This window comes from Aeromicrobium sp. 10G20-16, assembly GCF_055809665.1.
The window spans coordinates 1,618,792-1,634,905 of record NZ_CM147919.1; the positions used below are offsets into that span (position 1 = coordinate 1,618,792).

Below are 16,114 nucleotides of genomic sequence, written 5' to 3' on the forward strand. Positions count from 1 at the left end.
CACTGGCCTCCATGAGCAGCCTGCGTCGATCCTTCTGGCGGTCCGTCGAGACCATCCACCACGTCGTGTACTTCGAGCCCGCGGGCAAGGAGCGCTACACGTCGATCGGGCTCAAGGGCTACTGGATGGGCTACTTCGCCACCCGGGCCGCGCCGATGGGCCGGGTCAGCCCCGACGTCGTCGTCGCGACGTTCCACGGGTTCTCCCCCGTCCTCGTCCACAAGGCCATCCCCGCCGCGTGGGACCTGGCCGACCACGACGACATCCTGGCGATGCGCCTGCAGCAGGGTCGCGACGTCATCCGTCCGGGCGTCGAGGCCTCGGGCGTCGACATCTCCCGTGCCGCCGCGGTGCTCACCGAGGCCCTGCCGACGCTCAACCTCACGGTGCGCCCCCTGGCCGCCGGCACGATCGGACTCACCCCGCCCGACGACGACCTCGGCAAGCTGTGGCACGCCGCCACCGCGCTGCGCGAGTACCGCGGCGACTCCCACCTGGCCGTGCTCGCCACCCACGGGCTCGGCGGCGTCGACGCCAACGTGCTCATGGTCGCTGCCGGCCTGACGTTCACCGCCCAGCAGCAGATGCGCGGCTGGACCGACGAGGAATGGGCAGCAGGCGTCGACCGCGTCCGCGCACGCGGCTGGCTGGACGCCGACGGCGCCATCACGGCCGACGGAGCAGCAGCCCGCGCCGCGATCGAGGACGAGACCGACGCCACCACGCTGGCCGGGGTGCCGGCCGCCACCCAAGAGGCGCTGGCCGGAGTCGCCGACGACCTGATGGCGATCTCCAAGGCCATCGTCGCGAGCGGCGCCGAGCCCTCGCACTGACCGGACCGACCCGGCCATGGCATACGACCAGCACCTCGCCGAGCGGGTGCGCGACGCCGTGCCCCCGGGTGCCGTCGAGAGGCCGATGTTCGGTGGACTCGGCTTCATGGTCGACGGACACCTGACCGTGTCGCTCGGCCTGGGCGCCCTCATGGTCCGGGTGGGCGTCGAGGCCGTGCCGGAGGCGCTCGCGGACCCGGCCGCCGGGCCATGCGTCATGGGCGAGCGCACCATGAAGGACTGGGTGCTCGTCGACGCGGCGGCTCTGTCGGACGACCAGCTGGCCGGGTGGGTCGAGCGCGCGACGGCCTTCGTGTCCACCCTCCCGGTGAGGTAACCGAGATGGCCGAGCACGGCGCACCCGTCGAGATCGAGGTCGACGACAAGGTCGTGCGCGTCAGCAGTCCGCGGCGCGTCTACTTCCCCGCGCACGGATGGACCAAGCTCGACCTGGTCGAGTACTACCTCGCCGTCGGCGACGGCATCGTCAACGCCCTGTTCGAGCGCCCGTGCATGCTGCACCGGTTCCCCAAGGGCATCGCCGGCCAGAAGGTGCACCAGAAGAAGGTGCCCGCCGGCGCTCCCCCGTGGCTCGAGACCGTGCCGATCCACTTCCCCCGCTACGACCGCGTCGTCGACGAGGTCTGTGTCACCGAGCTGGCGTCGGTGATCTGGGCCGTGCAGATGTCGACCGTGGAGTTCCACCCGTGGAACAGTCGGCGCGCGGACGTGGAGAGGCCCGACGAATGGCGCATCGACCTCGATCCGGGCGATGACTGCGACTTCGCCACCGTCCAGCGGGTGGCCGCCGTCGCGCACGAGGTGCTCGACGAGCTCGGGGCCACCGGGTTCCCGAAGACGTCCGGCGGATCCGGCCTGCACGTCTACGTGCGCATCACGCCCGAGCACGAGTTCGCCGACGTGCGCCGGGCTGCCCTGGCCTTCGCCCGCGAGGTGGAGCGTCGCACCGACGACGTCACGACCACGTGGTGGCGCAAGGACCGTGATCCGCACCAGGTGTTCATCGACTACAACCAGAACGCCCGCGACCACACGATCGCCGCTGCCTACTCGGTTCGGGGCGTCGCCGACGGCCGGGTGTCCACGCCGATCACCTGGGACGAGGTCCCCGACGTCGATCCGCACGACTTCACGATCGGCACCGTGCCGGCTCGGTTCGCCGACGTCGGTGACCTGCACGCGGGCATCGACGACACCTCGTTCGACCTCGCGCCGCTGCTGGAGTGGGCCGACCGCGACGGCCTGGACCCCGCCGACCAGTGAGCGCGGGCCGGACGGTCGGGCCGACTAGGCGATGGGGGCCGACGTCCAGCGTCCGCCACCGGCCAGCTTGGCCCGGTAGAGCGCGTCGTCGGCTGCCTGCATGAGGTCGCTGACGGTGCGGCGCGGCTCGGAGTCATCCATCGCCATGCCCACGCTGGTGGTCACCACCCGGTCGGCGCTGTCCGGCAACGGAACCGCGACCGAGCCGACCACGGCGTCAGCCAGCCGCTCGGCGTCGCGGATCGACCGGCAAGAGGCGAAGATGACGAACTCGTCGCCGCCGACCCTGCCGACCACCGCCGGGTCGGGAGCGGCGGCACGCAGGGCCTCGGCCACCTGGATCAGGACCTGGTCGCCGAACTGGTGTCCGTACCGGTCGTTGGCCTGCTTGAGGCCGTCCAGGTCGCAGAACATCGTGACGAGGAAGTCATCGGGGGCACAGGTCTTGGCGACGCCGAGCGCCGCATCGCGGACTCCGCGGCGGTTGAACAGCCCGGTCAGCACGTCGTGCTCGGCGTCGTGCTGGAACTGCGTGCGTGCGCGGCGCTCCGCGGTGATGTCGGCCAGGGTGCAGATGGCCCGCACCGGCGTCGAGCCGGCGTACGCGACGCCCCGCACCGTGACGTGGAACCAGGACTCGTCGCCCGGCTGTCCCAGGCTGATCACGAAGGAGCGCTCTCCGGCGGGTGCGTCGAAGCTGGAACGAATCTCCGCGCCCAGGCTGGTCGCGCCCTCGATCGCTCGGACGTGCGACTCGAGCTCACCGACGTCCACCAGATCGCCGAAGATCTCACGGAAACGACGATTGGCGCGAGCGATGCTCCCCGTCGCCTCCGCGACGCACATCGCCGAGCCGGACACCTCGAAGACGGACTCGAAGATGTGCTCGTCGAGCGCGGTGCGCGCCAACCGCCATGCGGTGTCCACCGCGGTGGACAGCTGGCGCGACAACACCTCGAGGGTCGCCATCTGGACGTGATCGGGCATCAGCCCCGATCGGGGCATGTCGACCCCGACGATCCCGAGCAGGTCGCCGGCGCGGCCGTGCATCGGCACGAACATGGCGTACTCCGGCTTCCACGGATCCCGGTCCCCGGGTTCCTGCAGGAACCGGTCGGGATCGTCGCTCATCCAGAACTGCAGATCGCGGTCGGGCCCGATGTCGCGGGTCAGGTGGACCGCACCGTACCGCTCGGCGCGGGCGAACTCCTTGTCCCAGCCGGCACGTGAGCCGACCGATCCCAGCAGCGCCTCCTCCACGCCGGGTGGACCCGAGACGGCGGACACCATGAGGTCGCCGTCGTCACCGACGAGGCTGATGGCGGCGCACTCGAAGTCGCCCACGTCGCTGATCGCCTTCACGAAGATCGACAGCATCGTCGGCAGGTCGGTGGTCTGGCTCAGGTCGCGCGACAGCGCGACCAGACCGTCCACGGTCTCGCGACCGAAGGACGAGCTCGACGAGGACTCGACGTCGCCCACAATGACCCCCTGACATGGCGACACCCTGACATGGCGTGCCTCGACCAGAATATCTGGGACCTCAGTCCCTGTCTGCTGTTTGCGACCGGGAGCGACAGGCCGTCAGCGGTCGGCGGCAGGACCGATCAGCGGCACGTCGGGCGGCCCGTCGGTCGCGATCGCCATGATGGCGTCGAGGTCCAGGTGCTCCTCGACGAGATCGCCGAGCAGGTCGAGCCGACGCTCGCGGGCAGCCGCGAACCTGACCTCGGACCGGTTCCAGGTGCGGCCCGCCGCCTGCGCGACCTCCTGCAGCAGAGCCTGTCGCAGCGAGTCGGACTCCAGACCGCCGTGCCACATGGTGCCGAACACCGCTCCGGCACGCGCACCACCCAGGAACTCCTCGACGCCGTGGCCGACCCGTACGCGGCCGTGATGGATCTCGTACCCGCTCGCGGACGCTCCCAGTGCGGTGCCGCTCGGCAGGCCGAGCACCTTGTCGGGTCCGAACACGGTGCTCGCGTCGAGCAGCCCCAGACCGTCGACGACGGCGCCGGGGCGCCCCTCGACGCCGTGGGGATCCTCGATCGACCGGCCGAGCATCTGGAAACCGCCGCAGATGCCGAGCACGGCGCGACCCGATGAGGCGTGGTCGTGGATCGCCCGGTCCAGGCCGCGGTCGCGCAACCAGGCGAGATCGGCCATCGTCGCCCGGGTGCCGGGCACCACGACGAGGTCGGCGCCGACGACGTCACGCGGCTCCGTGGCGAAGGTGACGTCGACGTCCGGCTCGATCCCGAGCGCGTCGACATCGGTGAAGTTGCTGATCCGCGGCAGCCGCACGACGGCGACCCGCAACGAGCCCCGTCCGGTCGTCCGTCGACCGTCGAGATCGAGGGCGTCCTCGGAGTCCAGCCACAGATCGGGGTGCCACGGCAGGACTCCGAGCACTCGTCGACCGGTCAGCCGGTGCAGGTCGCGCAGCGCGGGATCGAGCAGCGACTCGTCGCCGCGGAACTTGTTGATCACGAATCCGGCGACGAGACGTTGGTCGGCGGGGTCCAGCAGCGCCACGGTGCCGTAGAAGGCGGCGAACACGCCGCCGCGATCGATGTCGCCCACGACCACTGTCGGCATCGTGGCGTGCTGCGCCAGCCCCATGTTGACGTAGTCGTCGGCCCGCAGGTTGATCTCGGCGGGGCTGCCCGCCCCCTCAGCGACGATCAGGTCGTACCGGGTGGCGAGGTCGTCGAAGGCGGCGTGGGCCGCGTGCTGCAGGTGACCTCGCCCGCCGACGAAGTCGGCCGAACCGATCTCACCGGCCGGCTGGCCCATCACAACGACGTGACTGCGGCGGTCGCTGCCGGGCTTGAGCAGGACCGGGTTCATGGCGGCCTCCGGCACGGCCCTCGCGGCCAGGGACTGCACCCACTGGGCCCGGCCGATCTCGGCGAACCCGTCCGGGCCGGCGCACACCATCGAGTTGTTCGACATGTTCTGCGCCTTGAACGGTGCGACCGCGGCTCCACGACGCGCGAAGGCGCGGCACAGGCCGGTGGTGACGACGCTCTTGCCGGCGTCGGACGTGGTCCCGGCGACGAGGATCCGGGCAGCACCCATACGGCGATGCTAACCGTCTGCAGGCACGCCGCCGTGGGAAACTGAGCCGCATGACCAGTGGTCTGCGCGGTCGCCTGGCACTCGTCGCCCTGGCCACCACCTTGCTCGCCGCATGCGAGGCATCCACGGCCGAGGACCAGCTGCCCGTGGCCGCACCCACGCTGCCGCCGGCCGCGGCCGCCGCCCAGGCCTGCGCCACCAGCACGCTGGAGTCCATGGATCGCGCCGAGCGGGTCGGCCAGCTGCTCGTGGTCGGGGTCGGGGCAGACGACCCCACCCGCGCGGTGGCTTGGGTCGGCAAGTACCACCTCGGTGGCGTCCTGCTCACGGGCAGCGCGGAGACGTCGGTCACCGCAGTCCGCAAGGCGACCGACGCCCTCCACGCCGGGTCGGGCGCCGGGCCACGGCCGCTGGTGGCGGTGACCCAGGAGGGCGGAGACGCCCAGACGCTGCGCGGCACCGACTTCTTCGACATCCCCAGTGCTGCCGTCCAGGGCACCTGGGATCCGCGCGACACCGCACAACGCACCGGCGCCTGGGCCGCAGCGCTGCGCCTGGCCGGGGTCAACCTCACGGTGTCACCCGTGGCCGACACCGTGCTCACCCCCGACGTGGCCGACAACCCCGTCGTCGGGTCCAACGGGCGCGCACTGGGCACCGACCCCAAGGCGGTGGCCGTCAAGGTCGACCAGATCGTCAAGGCCATCGACGGCGAGCAGGTCATGGCCGTGGTGGGCCAGTTCCCCGGCGTCGGCCGGCTCACACAAGACCCCGTGAGCACGGCCCGGGTCGCCGACGAACGGCTCACCATCGACGACCCCCAGATCAGCCCGTTCGTCACCGGCATCGAGGCCGGCGCCGACGTCGTCGTCATCTCCACCGCGTACTACCCACGCCTCGGCGAGGACCTGCCTGCCACCTACGCCCACACCGTGGTCTCCGGGCTGCTGCGCGACGTCATCGGCTTCAACGGCGTGGCGATGTCGGACGACCTGAGCAGCTCGGAGTCAGCCGCGAAGTACCCGGTGGACGAACGCGGTGTGCGCTTCGTCCTCGCCGGTGGAGACCTGGTCGTCAGCGCCAACGCCAGCAGGTCCAAGAAGATGCTCGACGGCATGCTGGCTGCAGATCGACGTGGGGCCGGCTTCCGCAAGCTGGTCGACGATGCTGCCCTCCGGGTGCTGACCCTGAAGGCCGAGCACGGCGTCATCAGCTGTGGTTGACGCCTGACCCGCCCACCCACCGGGCCCGCCGCGACGCCCGCCGCAGCGTGGCCAGGACCGCGGGTCCGAGCAGCACGATCGCGATCGAGTTGGTGATGGCCCGGCCCGTGTCCCAGCCGGCCGTCGACGTCAGCAGCGTGTAGACGAAGAACCGGTGCAGGTTCTCGAGCACCGGATCGCCCGGCACGAACGACAGGGAGCCCTCGTGGCCCGGCACCTGGATCCCGGCCACGAAGGGCCAGCTGGACATGTTCATCAGCAGCCCGAAGACGTACGCGCAGGCGATGCCGTACAGCACCAGCATCACGATCTCGGCGCGACCCCGGACCCGGCGCGGCAGCAACCCGGCGCCCAGGCCGATCCACGCCGAGGCCATCATCTGGAACGGCAGCCACGGGCCCACGCCGGACGTCAGCAGGGCCGAGGCGAACAGCGACGTGCACCCGAGCACGTACCCGAACCCCGGGCCGAACACCCGACCGGACAGCACCAGCAGGAAGAACACCGTCTCGATGCCCGCGGTGCCGGCACCGAGGGTCCGCAGGGCGGCGTTGATGGCCGTCAGCACTCCGAGCATGGCCAGCGCCTTGGAGTCGATCCCGTCCTCGGACAGCTCCGCGACCACCACCACGACCACGAGGGGCAGCAGCGCCAGCAGGATGAACGGTGGATCGACACGGGTCGAGTCGGGCGTCGTCTGCAGCAGCAGCGGCCACAGGAACATGCCCAGCCCCAGCACCGACGCGATCGTCAGCACGATCACCGATCGAGCCCCCAGACGTCCCAGGCCCGTGGCCGGCGGCTGGGTGCTCGGCGCCGACGTCAGCCGTCCGTCGTCGACTGTCATCGCATCGCTCCTGCCACTTGGTCGACGGTCAGCCACGGCGCACCGAGCACCTTGGACACCTGGGGCGCGAAGGCCGGCGACTCGGCGAGGACGTGCTCGACCGAACCGTCGGACACGACCTCACCCTCGGCCATCACCATGGCGCGGTCGGCGACCTGCGCGACGAACTCCACGTCGTGGGTGGCCACGACCACGCCATGGCCCTCGTCGGTCAGGGTTCGCACGATCTGCGCCAGCTGCTGCTTGCCGGCGTAGTCCAGGCCTCGGGTGGGTTCGTCGAGGGCGATGACACGCGGCCGCGCCGTCAGCACGATCGCGAGCACCAGCGCCAGCCGCTGGCCCTCGGACAGATCGCGCGGGTGGCGGTCGTCGGGGACTCCGGGGGCGAGACGGTCGAGGTGGGCGCGGCACGATCCCACTTCGGCATCGGACTGCTGGTCGGCCGCGGCGCACTCGGCGGCGACGGTCTCCAGGTAGAGCAGGTCCGATGCCGTCTGCGGCACCAGCCCCACGAGGTGCCGGGCCGCCGCAGGCTTCCCCGCTGCCGGATCGGCACCGTCGACCCGCACGTCCCCGGCGGTCCGGCGGCCGGTGCCCTGCACCGCCCACAGCAGCGAGGACTTGCCCGATCCGTTGCGCCCCATCAGCGCGACGATCTGACCGGCGCGCACCGTCAGCGCGACCTCGCGCACCGCCACGGTCGAGCCGTACCGGACCGTGATGCCCGATGCCTCGAGCAGGGGGCCGCGGTCGGGGCGTACCTCGGGCGCCGGAGGGGTGAGGTCCGGCATCGACCGGGCCAGTCGCCGCGCCTCGCGCACCGACAGCGGCAGCGGGTTCCACCCGGCGAGTCGGCCCAGGTGGATCAGCGGCGGCGCGACGGGCGAGTCCAGCAGCACGTCCCGCGGCGCACCGTCGCGCACCCGTCCGTCCTCAACCACGACCAGGCGATCGGCGAACGGGACCACGCGTTCCATGCGGTGCTCGGCCACGACGACCGTCACACCGAGATCGTCGACCAGGCGGGCCAGCGTCGCCAGCACGTCCTCGGCAGCCGTCGGGTCGAGGGCGGAGGTCGGCTCGTCGAGCACGAGGACGCGGGGGTGCATCGTCAGGACCGAACCGATCGCGACCCGCTGCTGCTGACCTCCCGACAGGCTGCGCAGGGGGCGGTTGCGCAGGTCGTTGATGCCGAGCAGGTCCAGCGTCTCCTCGACGCGGCGACGCATGGTGCCGGCCGGGTGGCCGAGCTGCTCCATCCCGTACGCCAGCTCGTCCTCGACGACCTCGGTGACGAAGCCGGCCAGCGGATCCTGGCCGACGTACCCGACCAGCTCGGCGAGGTCGCGCGGCGCGCGGTCGCGGATGCTGCGACCGTCGACCAGCACGTCGCCGGCGAGCGTTCCGCCGGTGAAGTGCGGGGTGAGCCCGTTGATCGTGCCGAGCAGGGTCGACTTGCCCGATCCCGTGCGACCCGAGACGAGCACCAGCTCGCCCTCGTCGATCGACAGCGAGACGTCCCGCAGCACCGGATGGGTGGCACCGTCGTGGGTGAAGGTCAGGTCGCGGATCTCGATCATGGTGTGCTCCCGGGCTCGAGCACCGGAGGCGGGGTCAGGAAGGCCGGGGCCACCGCCACGACGACGGCCGCGAGGATCGCCGGCGACAGGCGCGGCAGCTCGTCGTAGTACGGGTAGGCGATGTCGGGGCCGACCGTCAGCAGCAGCCCGGCCGTGACGACGCCGCAGGCGACGACCAGCACCTCGGCGCCGCGCCAGCGGTCCGGCCGGTAGCGGGTGCGCTGCACCCTGCGGCCGGCGGCGGCTAGACCAGCGGCCGCGACGACGACCCCGCCCACCAGGAACGGCGCGACCAGCCATCGGGGCGCGGTGCGGTCCAGCAGCGCATAGACGCCGACGCACAGACCGATCAGGCCGCCGATCAGCAGGGCGCCGGTCAGACGACGATCCGCACGGGTGGCGGTGCCGACCCGGCCGTAGCCGCGGGCATCCATGCTGGCGGCGAGGGACATCGAGCGGTCGAGCGCGTCCTCCATCACCGGGATCACGATGCGCTTGAGGGCGCCGACTCCGCGCCCCGGATCACCGCGCAGGTGGCGTGCCCGCCGCACCCGACCGACGCTCTCGGCGAGCTGGGGGAACACCGACAGCGCCACGACCACGGCGGTGCCGAGCTCGTACAGGGCCGGCGGGAGGGTGGCGAGCAGGCGGCGTGGGTTGGCCAACGTGTTCGCTGCACCGATGCACAGCACGATCGCCGCCAGGCGCATGCCGTCGTAAAGCCCGCCGAGCAGGTCGGCCTGGGTCACCGGGCCGAGCAGCTGGATGCCCGCGGCGACGTCCGGCAGGGAGATCTCCGGGAGCCGGAACAGCACCCGCCCCTCCTCGAGGCCGCCGAACACGACCCGGAAGACGACCCGGATCGTGATGATGAGCAGTGCCAGGTACACGTACAGCCGAAACGACAACGCCCACGGCGCCTCCGTCCGGCGGGCGACGACCACGGCGACAGCGGCCATGACCACCAGCACCAGCACGAACGGATTGGCCGTGGCCGACGCCGCGGTCGCCAGACCCAGGGCCCAGATCCACCAGGCTCCCGGGTGCAGGTCCCGCGGCGTCACGACCTCACGACCGGCGTGCTCGTCTCTGCCACACGGTGACGCCCATGGCCACGACCAGCGCGAGCGCCAGCAGTCCGCCGATCCACAGCGTGGAGGTCGACGACGAGTCGGTCTGCTGCGACGTGCGCTGCACAGCCTCGTTGCGCGCCTCCGCAGACGCGCTCGGCGTGCTGGACGCCCCGGCCGAGGGCGTGGCCGACGCCCCGGAGGACGGGGTGGCCGACGCGCCGGGCGACGCAGTCGCCGACGGGCTCGACGCCGACGGCGTGGGAGTCGACGTGCTCTTCGAAGCCGAACCGCCCGAAGCGGCCGGCGGCTTCTTCGTGGGCTTCGGCTTCGGCGCGGGCGCCGGGGGTGCCGTGTACGGCTTCATCGACGGGTACGACCTGGAGTTCGAGCCCTGGAAGACGAACGCGACCCAACCGCCGGCCGGGACGGTCAGCGAGTCGACCCCGAGGCTGCTGTAGACCCATCCGCCGCCCTTGCCGTTGGACCAGAACAGACCCCAATAGGCGTCCGCCGGCGACGCGTTGACGCACGGATCGCTCGACGGCGCCCCGTCGACGCGGCAGACGAATCCGGGCTGACGACGAGCGTAGGAGAGCGAGTGGCCGGCTGCCTTGAAGTTCGACGACGCACTGCCGCCGCCGTTGCCGTCGCAGCCGACCGACGAGTTGACCACGACGGTCACACCCGTGCCGGCCGGACAGGCCGCGGCGAACGCCGCACCTGTGGACAGGACCGTCCCCCCCGAGGCGCCGACGACCAGCGCGACGAGCAGGCGGCCGATCCGTCGCCGGACCATCATCGGTCGCTGCTGGAGCGCAGGGTCTGGCGCCGACGACCGGCGACGACCGCACTCGTTCCGACGACCAGGAGCCCGGCTGCAGCCGCGAGCTGCCACGGCCCGACCAGGGAGCCGGTGTCGGGCAGGGTGCCGTTGGTGCTTGACACAGTGCCGGTCCCCGACCCACTGCCCGTCCCGGTCGAGGGCGTCGGCGTCGCCGCGAGCGGCGACACCTGGACCGTCACCGACTGGGGGGCCACGCCCGGGTACGTCGCGGTGATGGTGTGCGGCGACGCGTGGTTGAACGTCACCTTGTTGCCGTCGATCGTGTCGCTCTCGACCGATGACGTCAGGGTCACGTCACCGGACACGTCACCGACGGTGACACCGTCCGCGTCCTCGCCGATGACGGTGATCGTGATCGTGTCGCCCTGGGTCGGGTTGCTGTCGGAGACGGTCGGGGTCCTGATCGATGCCACCGGACCGGGCTCGGGGTCGGGGTCGGTGGTGCTCTGCGTCGCGAAGGCGAGGCCGAGCGCCGCCTGCGCCGTGGTGCGACGCCACTGGTCGCCCAGGGTGCCGCTCGTCCCGGCGTCGAAGGCGTTCTGGTCGTAGGCGACGGCTCCGCTGTTGGCGCCCGTCGTGACCTGCAGGCCCGCCACGAAGTCCGCGGCCTTGGTGGCGGCAGCGGCCTCGCCGTCGGCGGCCAGCGCGGTCGCCGCCAGTGCGGTGCTGTTGGAGTTGTTGGAGCCGGTGTCCAGGAAGGAACCGTCGGCGTTCTGGACATCGAGGAGGTAGTCCACAGCGTCGTCGATCGCACCGGTGGCACCACCGAAGCCCGCGTCGCGCGCGTCCATCAGGGCATTCACGGCGAACGCCGTCGTGTCGATGCTGGTGACGTCGCTGTCGTCGACAGCGCCGCAGCCGGCGTCGGACATGTTGATGCGGAAGACGCCGTTGTCGCACTGCTGCTTGATCAGGTAGTCGGCGGCGGCGCCCAGCTCGGAGCTGTCGGCGCCTGCCAGCGCACGGACGGCGAAGGACTGCCCGATGGAGTTGGAGTTGTCGCCGAAGTCCGAGATGTCACTGGCTCGGCCGGCAGCGGCTCCGTCGTCGACCACGACGTTCTCGACCTCGCTGACCAGGTCGTGGCCCGCGAAGTTGGTGGCGTCTCCACCGACCAGCTGGACCAGCGTCGCGAGCTTCGCGGTCGCGCCCGCGATCTGGCTGTCGTCGCGGTCACCGAAGCCGGAGTTGCTGGTGTACTCGGTGAACGTAGCGGGATCCGCGGCAAGGGCGTCGACGATGTCGTCCAGAGCCGCTGCCTGCGACCCGTTGCCCTGGAACGCCAGGGCGAAGTCGATGGTGAGGCCGTAGTCGGCGTAGTCGGTTCCGCCGAAGGAGACCTTGACGATGCCGTCGTCGGGAAGCTCGCCGGCGAGCCAGGCGGCCGCCGCGTCGGCCTGGGGCGTCGTGGCGGCGTGAGCGGTTGACGGGGCCAGCGCCAGGGCGGAGGCGATGGCGACGGTCGCGAGCGCGGAGCCTGCGCGACGAAGAGTGGTGTTCATGGTTCCTTCCGGCTGCACGCACGTGCGCCCGGAAGGGACGTCACGTGCTTTCCTCGACAGCGTGAGTTGGTCTGTCCTGCAGCAGGTGCTCCGGCTCGCCACCTGAGGTGGCCTACGGTTGCGGGTCAGCGCCGGACTTGGACCGGCTTCCCCTGACATGCAGGACGTGTGGAGTTGTCGCCCGGTTGGGCACGGTGAACATATCAGCGAACCGGCGCCGAGGGACAGTCCGTGACGAACCTCATGCAACGGACAGGCCCCGGCCCCCGCGGGTAGCGTGGTGACATGACGCTCAGCGACGAACTCCGCATCTCGATCGACGGCAAGTGGCGCCACATCCGTGAGCAGTCACGCAAGGAGCTGGCCGAGATGGACCTGCTCTACGACCACGACCTCACGATCGACGAGGCCCGCGCTCGCGTGCTCGAGCAGATGCACCAGCTGGTCCCCACCGGCATCCCCGCAGCCGGTTTCAGCGTGGCCGCCGGCGGCACCGGGGACCCCGGCATGGCCGTCACCGGCATCGAGATGCTGGCCCAGTTCGACCTATCGCTGATGGTCAAGGCCGGCGTGCAGTGGGGTCTGTTCGGCGGCGCGATCGAGAATCTCGGCACCCAGGCGCACCACGACGCCTACATCAAGGACCTGATCAACCTCGACCTGCTCGGCTGCTTCGCCATGACCGAGACCGGCCACGGCAGCAACGTGCAGAACCTCGAGACGACGGCCACCTACGACCCGGCCACCGAGGAGTTCGTGATCCACTCCCCGACGTTCTCGTCCCGCAAGGACTACATCGGCGGAGCCGCCGAGCACGCCACCGTGGCCGCGGTGTTCGCCCAGCTGATCACCAAGGGCGAGGGTCACGGCGTGCACTGCTTCGTGGTGCCCATCCGCGACGCGAAGGGCAACGACCTGCCCGGCGTCACCACCGACGACGACCGCCACAAGGGCGGCCTCGGCGCCGTCGACAACGGCCGCCTGACCTTCGACCAGGTGCGCATCCCGCGCGGCAACCTGCTCAACAAGTACGGCCACGTCGACGAGGGCGGCACATACTCCTCGCCGATCGACAACGTGAACCGCCGGTTCTTCACCATGCTCGGCACGCTCATCCGCGGTCGCGTGTCGGTCGGCGGATCGGCCAGCGCAGCCTGCGAGGTGGCGCTCAGCATCGCCGGGCGGTACGCCCTGAAGCGGCGCCAGTTCGGCCCCGACGACGACAACGAGATCGTGCTGATGGACTACCGCATGCACCAGCGGCGCCTGCTGCCGCTGATCGCGCGGTCGTACGCCTACCGCTTCGCGCAGAACCAGCTGGTCGCCCGCATGGACAGCCTGCAGACCGCCGAGAACCCGGATCCGCAGAAGTCGCGCGAGCTCGAGGGACGCGCCGCCGGCCTGAAGGCAGCCCAGACCTGGCACGCGACCCGGGCCATCCAGGAGGCGCGGGAGGCGTGCGGCGGCGCCGGCTACCTGGCCGAGAACCGCCTCACCACGCTCAAGGGCGACACCGACGTCTTCACCACGTTCGAGGGCGACAACCACGTCCTGTTCCAGCTGGTGGCCAAGGAGCTGCTCACCTCGTACGCGTCCGAGGTGGGCGGGCTCGACCCCGTGGGGCTGGTCAAGTTCGCTGCCTCGACGGCCACCGACGTCGTCAAGGAGCGCACCGCTGCCTCGAACCTGATCCAGCGCCTGATCGACGCCCGTCCCGGCAAGGGCGACGACCACGACCTGATGGACCGCGGCACCCAGCTGAGCCTGTTCGAGGACCGCGAGGAGCACGTCATCGAGACGGCAGCGCGCCGGCTGCGCCGTGCGGCCGGCAAGGACGACCAGGCCGCGTTCGAGATCTTCAACGCCGCGCAGGACCACGTCATCCGGTGCGGTCGCGTGCACATCCAGCGCGTCGTGCTCGAGGCCTTCACCGCCGGCATCGCGCGGTGCGAGGACCCCGAGGCGCAGGACCTGCTGCGCGACGTCTGCTCGCTGTACGCGCTCACCGAGATCGAGAGCGACCTCGCCTGGTTCATGGGCCACAACCGCATCTCGGATGCCCGCGCGAAGACCGTCACCACACTCGTGAACGAGCTGCTGGACAAGCTGCGCCCCCACACCCTGACGTTGATCGAGGGCTTCGGGGTGCCCGAGGAGACCCTCGGTGCGGAGATGCTGCTGACCGAGGGGCAGTAGCCGGCCGCTGACCGGTCGCTATCGTCGGGCGGGTGATCGCACTACCGACGTTCGACCAGGTGTCCGAGATTCCAGCCGTCCGCGAGGGCGAGGTCGAGACCTCGTTCATCGACGAGAACGGGCACATGAACATCGGCGACTACTTCCGCCTGACGTCGCACTCGCTGTGGGAGGACACCCGGGCGGCCGGCGTGGGCGACGACTACATCGGCGAGCGCGGCCTGAGCCTGTTCACCGTCGAGCAGCACATCCGGTACCTCGGCGAGATGCGCCTCGGCGAGCCCTTCACCGTGCACAACCGCTTCCTCGCCCGGTCCTCCAAGGTGGTGCACGCCATGGCGTTCCTGCTCGACCAGGACAAGCGTCGCCTCGCGTGCACGATGGAGGTCAGCTGGATCCACGTCGACATGGCATCGCGTCGGTCGGCCCCCATCCCCGACGACGTCGCCGCGGGCATCGACGAGCTGATCGCGCGCAGCGAGGCCTACGGCTGGCCGGCCCCGGTCACCGGCGTCATGGGCATGCGCGACTGACCGAGCAGCCCGTTCGCCAGGGAGCGCAGCGACCGTGAGGGCGCAGCCCGAGGCGAACCACACGTCCGCGCTCGCGAACAGGGGCTGTTCGCCAGGGAGCGCAGCGACCGTGAGGGCGCAGCCCGAGGCGAACCACACGTCCCGGCTCGAGCGAGCCCGCAACCTCACCACGCCTCGGTCGCTTCGCTCCCTCACGCTCCTCGCAGAGCTCGTCACTGGCGAGCAGGGGCTGTTCGCCAGGGAGCGCAGCGGCCGTGAGGGCGAAGCCCGAGGCGGACCACACGCCCGAGCTCGAGCGAGCCCGCAACCTCACCACGCCTCGGTCGCTCGTTCCTCGCTCCCTCACGTTCCTCGCAGAGCTCGTCACTGGCGAGCAGGGGCTGTTCGCCAGGGAGCGCAGCGACCGTGAGGGCGCAGCCCGAGGCGAACCACACGCCCGAGCTCGAGCGAGCCCGCAACCTCACCACGCCTCGCCGGCGGGCCGCTTCGCCGCGGCGAGCTCACGCTTCGCCGGCGCGCCTGAACGCTCGCGCGCGGGCGCGCTCGGTTCAGGCGAAGTCGCCGGCGGTGCGGCGCATCTGGCGCAGCATCTCGTAGGTGGTGGCCTGCTGGTCGTCGGTCAACCCGTCGATCGCAAAATCGATGCCCATGAGCGCGTCGGTGGCCGCCTTGACCACTGCGGCTCCGGTGTCGGTGAGCTCGGCGAAGGTGCGGCGACGGTCGTCCGGATCGGCGACTCGGCGCACCAGTCCCTGATCCTCCAGGCGATCGATGGCGTTCGTCACCGAGGTCGGGTGGACCATGAGTCGCTCCCCGATCCGCGACAGCGGCAAGCGGCCCTCCCGGCTGAACGAGATCAGCTGCAGCACCTCGTAGCGAGCGAACGTGATGCCGTGTGGTTTCAGAGCTGCGTCGAGGCGTCCGATGACCAGCTGCTGCACCCGCATGATCGAGGTCGCCAGCCGCATCGGACCAGCCGGTCCGATCTTCGACTCCCAGATCTCACCGGCCAGCTCGATGGGGTCCATCGCGAGCCGGACAGGGTCGATCGCGTCGGCGGACATGGTCCGAGGATATCGCTCTTGGCATTTAGTAGGAAGCCCGACTATTGTGTGTCC

General features: G+C 71.0%; 14 protein-coding genes and 1 riboswitch. Of the genes, 6 read left to right on the top strand and 8 right to left on the bottom strand.

All coding sequences use genetic code 11. From position 1 onward, the window contains the following. Positions 1-11: 11 nt before the first annotated feature. From AC0L5F_RS08175 to ligD, 3 genes are read left to right on the top strand one after another with little or no spacing between them, the layout of a single operon-like run. Positions 12-833, top strand: a complete 822-nt coding sequence (locus AC0L5F_RS08175) for an SCO6745 family protein (RefSeq protein WP_473316117.1) — start codon at positions 12-14, stop codon at positions 831-833. A gap of 16 nt (positions 834-849) precedes the next feature. Beyond that, positions 850-1,170 carry a TfoX/Sxy family protein gene (locus AC0L5F_RS08180; RefSeq protein WP_473316118.1) on the top strand — a complete coding sequence of 107 codons (321 nt, stop codon included), beginning with the start codon at positions 850-852 and terminating at the stop codon, positions 1,168-1,170. 5 nt (positions 1,171-1,175) lie between these two features. Continuing rightward, positions 1,176-2,117: a non-homologous end-joining DNA ligase gene (gene ligD, locus AC0L5F_RS08185; protein ID WP_473316119.1), complete on the top strand. Its 942-nt coding sequence runs from the start codon at positions 1,176-1,178 to the stop codon at positions 2,115-2,117. 24 nt (positions 2,118-2,141) lie between these two features. Here the strand turns inward: ligD and AC0L5F_RS08190 are convergent, their stop codons facing one another. Continuing rightward, positions 2,142-3,599, bottom strand: a complete 1,458-nt coding sequence (locus AC0L5F_RS08190; protein WP_473316120.1) for a diguanylate cyclase domain-containing protein — start codon at positions 3,597-3,599, stop codon at positions 2,142-2,144. Between the two features lie 102 nt (positions 3,600-3,701). Beyond that, positions 3,702-5,198, bottom strand: coding sequence for a cobyric acid synthase (locus AC0L5F_RS08195; protein ID WP_473316121.1), 1,497 nt, complete (start codon positions 5,196-5,198; stop codon positions 3,702-3,704). 50 nt (positions 5,199-5,248) lie between these two features. On the opposite strand from AC0L5F_RS08195, the gene AC0L5F_RS08200 reads away from it, so the two are divergent. Further along, on the top strand, positions 5,249-6,421 hold the full coding sequence (locus AC0L5F_RS08200; protein ID WP_473312826.1) for a glycoside hydrolase family 3 N-terminal domain-containing protein: 1,173 nt from the start codon (positions 5,249-5,251) through the stop codon (positions 6,419-6,421). On the opposite strand, the gene AC0L5F_RS08205 is transcribed toward AC0L5F_RS08200, so the two are convergent. From AC0L5F_RS08205 to AC0L5F_RS08225, 5 genes are all read right to left on the bottom strand, one after another. Then, positions 6,408-7,145, bottom strand: a complete 738-nt coding sequence (locus tag AC0L5F_RS08205; RefSeq protein WP_473316169.1) for an ECF transporter S component — start codon at positions 7,143-7,145, stop codon at positions 6,408-6,410. The two genes, AC0L5F_RS08200 and AC0L5F_RS08205, sit on opposite strands and share 14 nt — an antisense overlap. Positions 7,146-7,264: 119 nt before the next feature. Continuing rightward, positions 7,265-8,848: an ABC transporter ATP-binding protein gene (locus tag AC0L5F_RS08210; RefSeq protein ID WP_473312828.1), complete on the bottom strand. Its 1,584-nt coding sequence runs from the start codon at positions 8,846-8,848 to the stop codon at positions 7,265-7,267. Then, positions 8,845-9,912 (bottom strand): CbiQ family ECF transporter T component, encoded by a 1,068-nt coding sequence (locus AC0L5F_RS08215; RefSeq protein ID WP_473312829.1) that lies wholly within the window; start codon positions 9,910-9,912, stop codon positions 8,845-8,847. Before AC0L5F_RS08215 ends, AC0L5F_RS08210 begins: the two co-directional genes overlap by 4 nt. Positions 9,913-9,916: 4 nt before the next feature. Next, positions 9,917-10,720: a hypothetical protein gene (locus tag AC0L5F_RS08220; protein WP_473312830.1), complete on the bottom strand. Its 804-nt coding sequence runs from the start codon at positions 10,718-10,720 to the stop codon at positions 9,917-9,919. Further along, positions 10,717-12,267 carry a prenyltransferase/squalene oxidase repeat-containing protein gene (locus AC0L5F_RS08225; protein ID WP_473312831.1) on the bottom strand — a complete coding sequence of 517 codons (1,551 nt, stop codon included), beginning with the start codon at positions 12,265-12,267 and terminating at the stop codon, positions 10,717-10,719. Before AC0L5F_RS08225 ends, AC0L5F_RS08220 begins: the two co-directional genes overlap by 4 nt. A gap of 63 nt (positions 12,268-12,330) precedes the next feature. Further along, a riboswitch (cobalamin riboswitch) is annotated at positions 12,331-12,444 on the bottom strand. A 108-nt stretch (positions 12,445-12,552) separates the two neighbouring features. Here AC0L5F_RS08225 and AC0L5F_RS08230 point away from each other — a divergent pair. Both AC0L5F_RS08230 and AC0L5F_RS08235 read left to right on the top strand, forming a co-directional pair. Further along, positions 12,553-14,463, top strand: a complete 1,911-nt coding sequence (locus tag AC0L5F_RS08230) for an acyl-CoA dehydrogenase family protein (RefSeq protein WP_473312832.1) — start codon at positions 12,553-12,555, stop codon at positions 14,461-14,463. A gap of 32 nt (positions 14,464-14,495) precedes the next feature. Continuing rightward, positions 14,496-14,996: a thioesterase family protein gene (locus AC0L5F_RS08235; protein ID WP_473312833.1), complete on the top strand. Its 501-nt coding sequence runs from the start codon at positions 14,496-14,498 to the stop codon at positions 14,994-14,996. 548 nt (positions 14,997-15,544) lie between these two features. On the opposite strand, the gene AC0L5F_RS08240 is transcribed toward AC0L5F_RS08235, so the two are convergent. Further along, positions 15,545-16,060, bottom strand: a complete 516-nt coding sequence (locus AC0L5F_RS08240; RefSeq protein ID WP_473312834.1) for a MarR family winged helix-turn-helix transcriptional regulator — start codon at positions 16,058-16,060, stop codon at positions 15,545-15,547. Between the last annotated feature and the right edge of the window lie 54 nt (positions 16,061-16,114).

What these genes read in the sequence shown, in the direction of transcription:
- ligD (WP_473316119.1), top strand. Translation starts at nt 1,176, where the DNA reads ATGGCCGAGCACGGCGCACCCGTCGAGATCGAGGTCGACGACAAGGTC.
- AC0L5F_RS08220 (WP_473312830.1), bottom strand. Translation starts at nt 10,720, where the DNA reads ATGATGGTCCGGCGACGGATCGGCCGCCTGCTCGTCGCGCTGGTCGTC.
- AC0L5F_RS08180 (WP_473316118.1), top strand. Translation starts at nt 850, where the DNA reads ATGGCATACGACCAGCACCTCGCCGAGCGGGTGCGCGACGCCGTGCCC.
- AC0L5F_RS08175 (WP_473316117.1), top strand. Translation starts at nt 12, where the DNA reads ATGAGCAGCCTGCGTCGATCCTTCTGGCGGTCCGTCGAGACCATCCAC.
- AC0L5F_RS08205 (WP_473316169.1), bottom strand. Translation starts at nt 7,145, where the DNA reads ATGTTCCTGTGGCCGCTGCTGCTGCAGACGACGCCCGACTCGACCCGT.
- AC0L5F_RS08200 (WP_473312826.1), top strand. Translation starts at nt 5,249, where the DNA reads ATGACCAGTGGTCTGCGCGGTCGCCTGGCACTCGTCGCCCTGGCCACC.
- AC0L5F_RS08210 (WP_473312828.1), bottom strand. Translation starts at nt 8,848, where the DNA reads ATGATCGAGATCCGCGACCTGACCTTCACCCACGACGGTGCCACCCAT.
- AC0L5F_RS08195 (WP_473316121.1), bottom strand. Translation starts at nt 5,198, where the DNA reads ATGGGTGCTGCCCGGATCCTCGTCGCCGGGACCACGTCCGACGCCGGC.
- AC0L5F_RS08225 (WP_473312831.1), bottom strand. Translation starts at nt 12,267, where the DNA reads ATGAACACCACTCTTCGTCGCGCAGGCTCCGCGCTCGCGACCGTCGCC.
- AC0L5F_RS08230 (WP_473312832.1), top strand. Translation starts at nt 12,553, where the DNA reads ATGACGCTCAGCGACGAACTCCGCATCTCGATCGACGGCAAGTGGCGC.
- AC0L5F_RS08240 (WP_473312834.1), bottom strand. Translation starts at nt 16,060, where the DNA reads ATGTCCGCCGACGCGATCGACCCTGTCCGGCTCGCGATGGACCCCATC.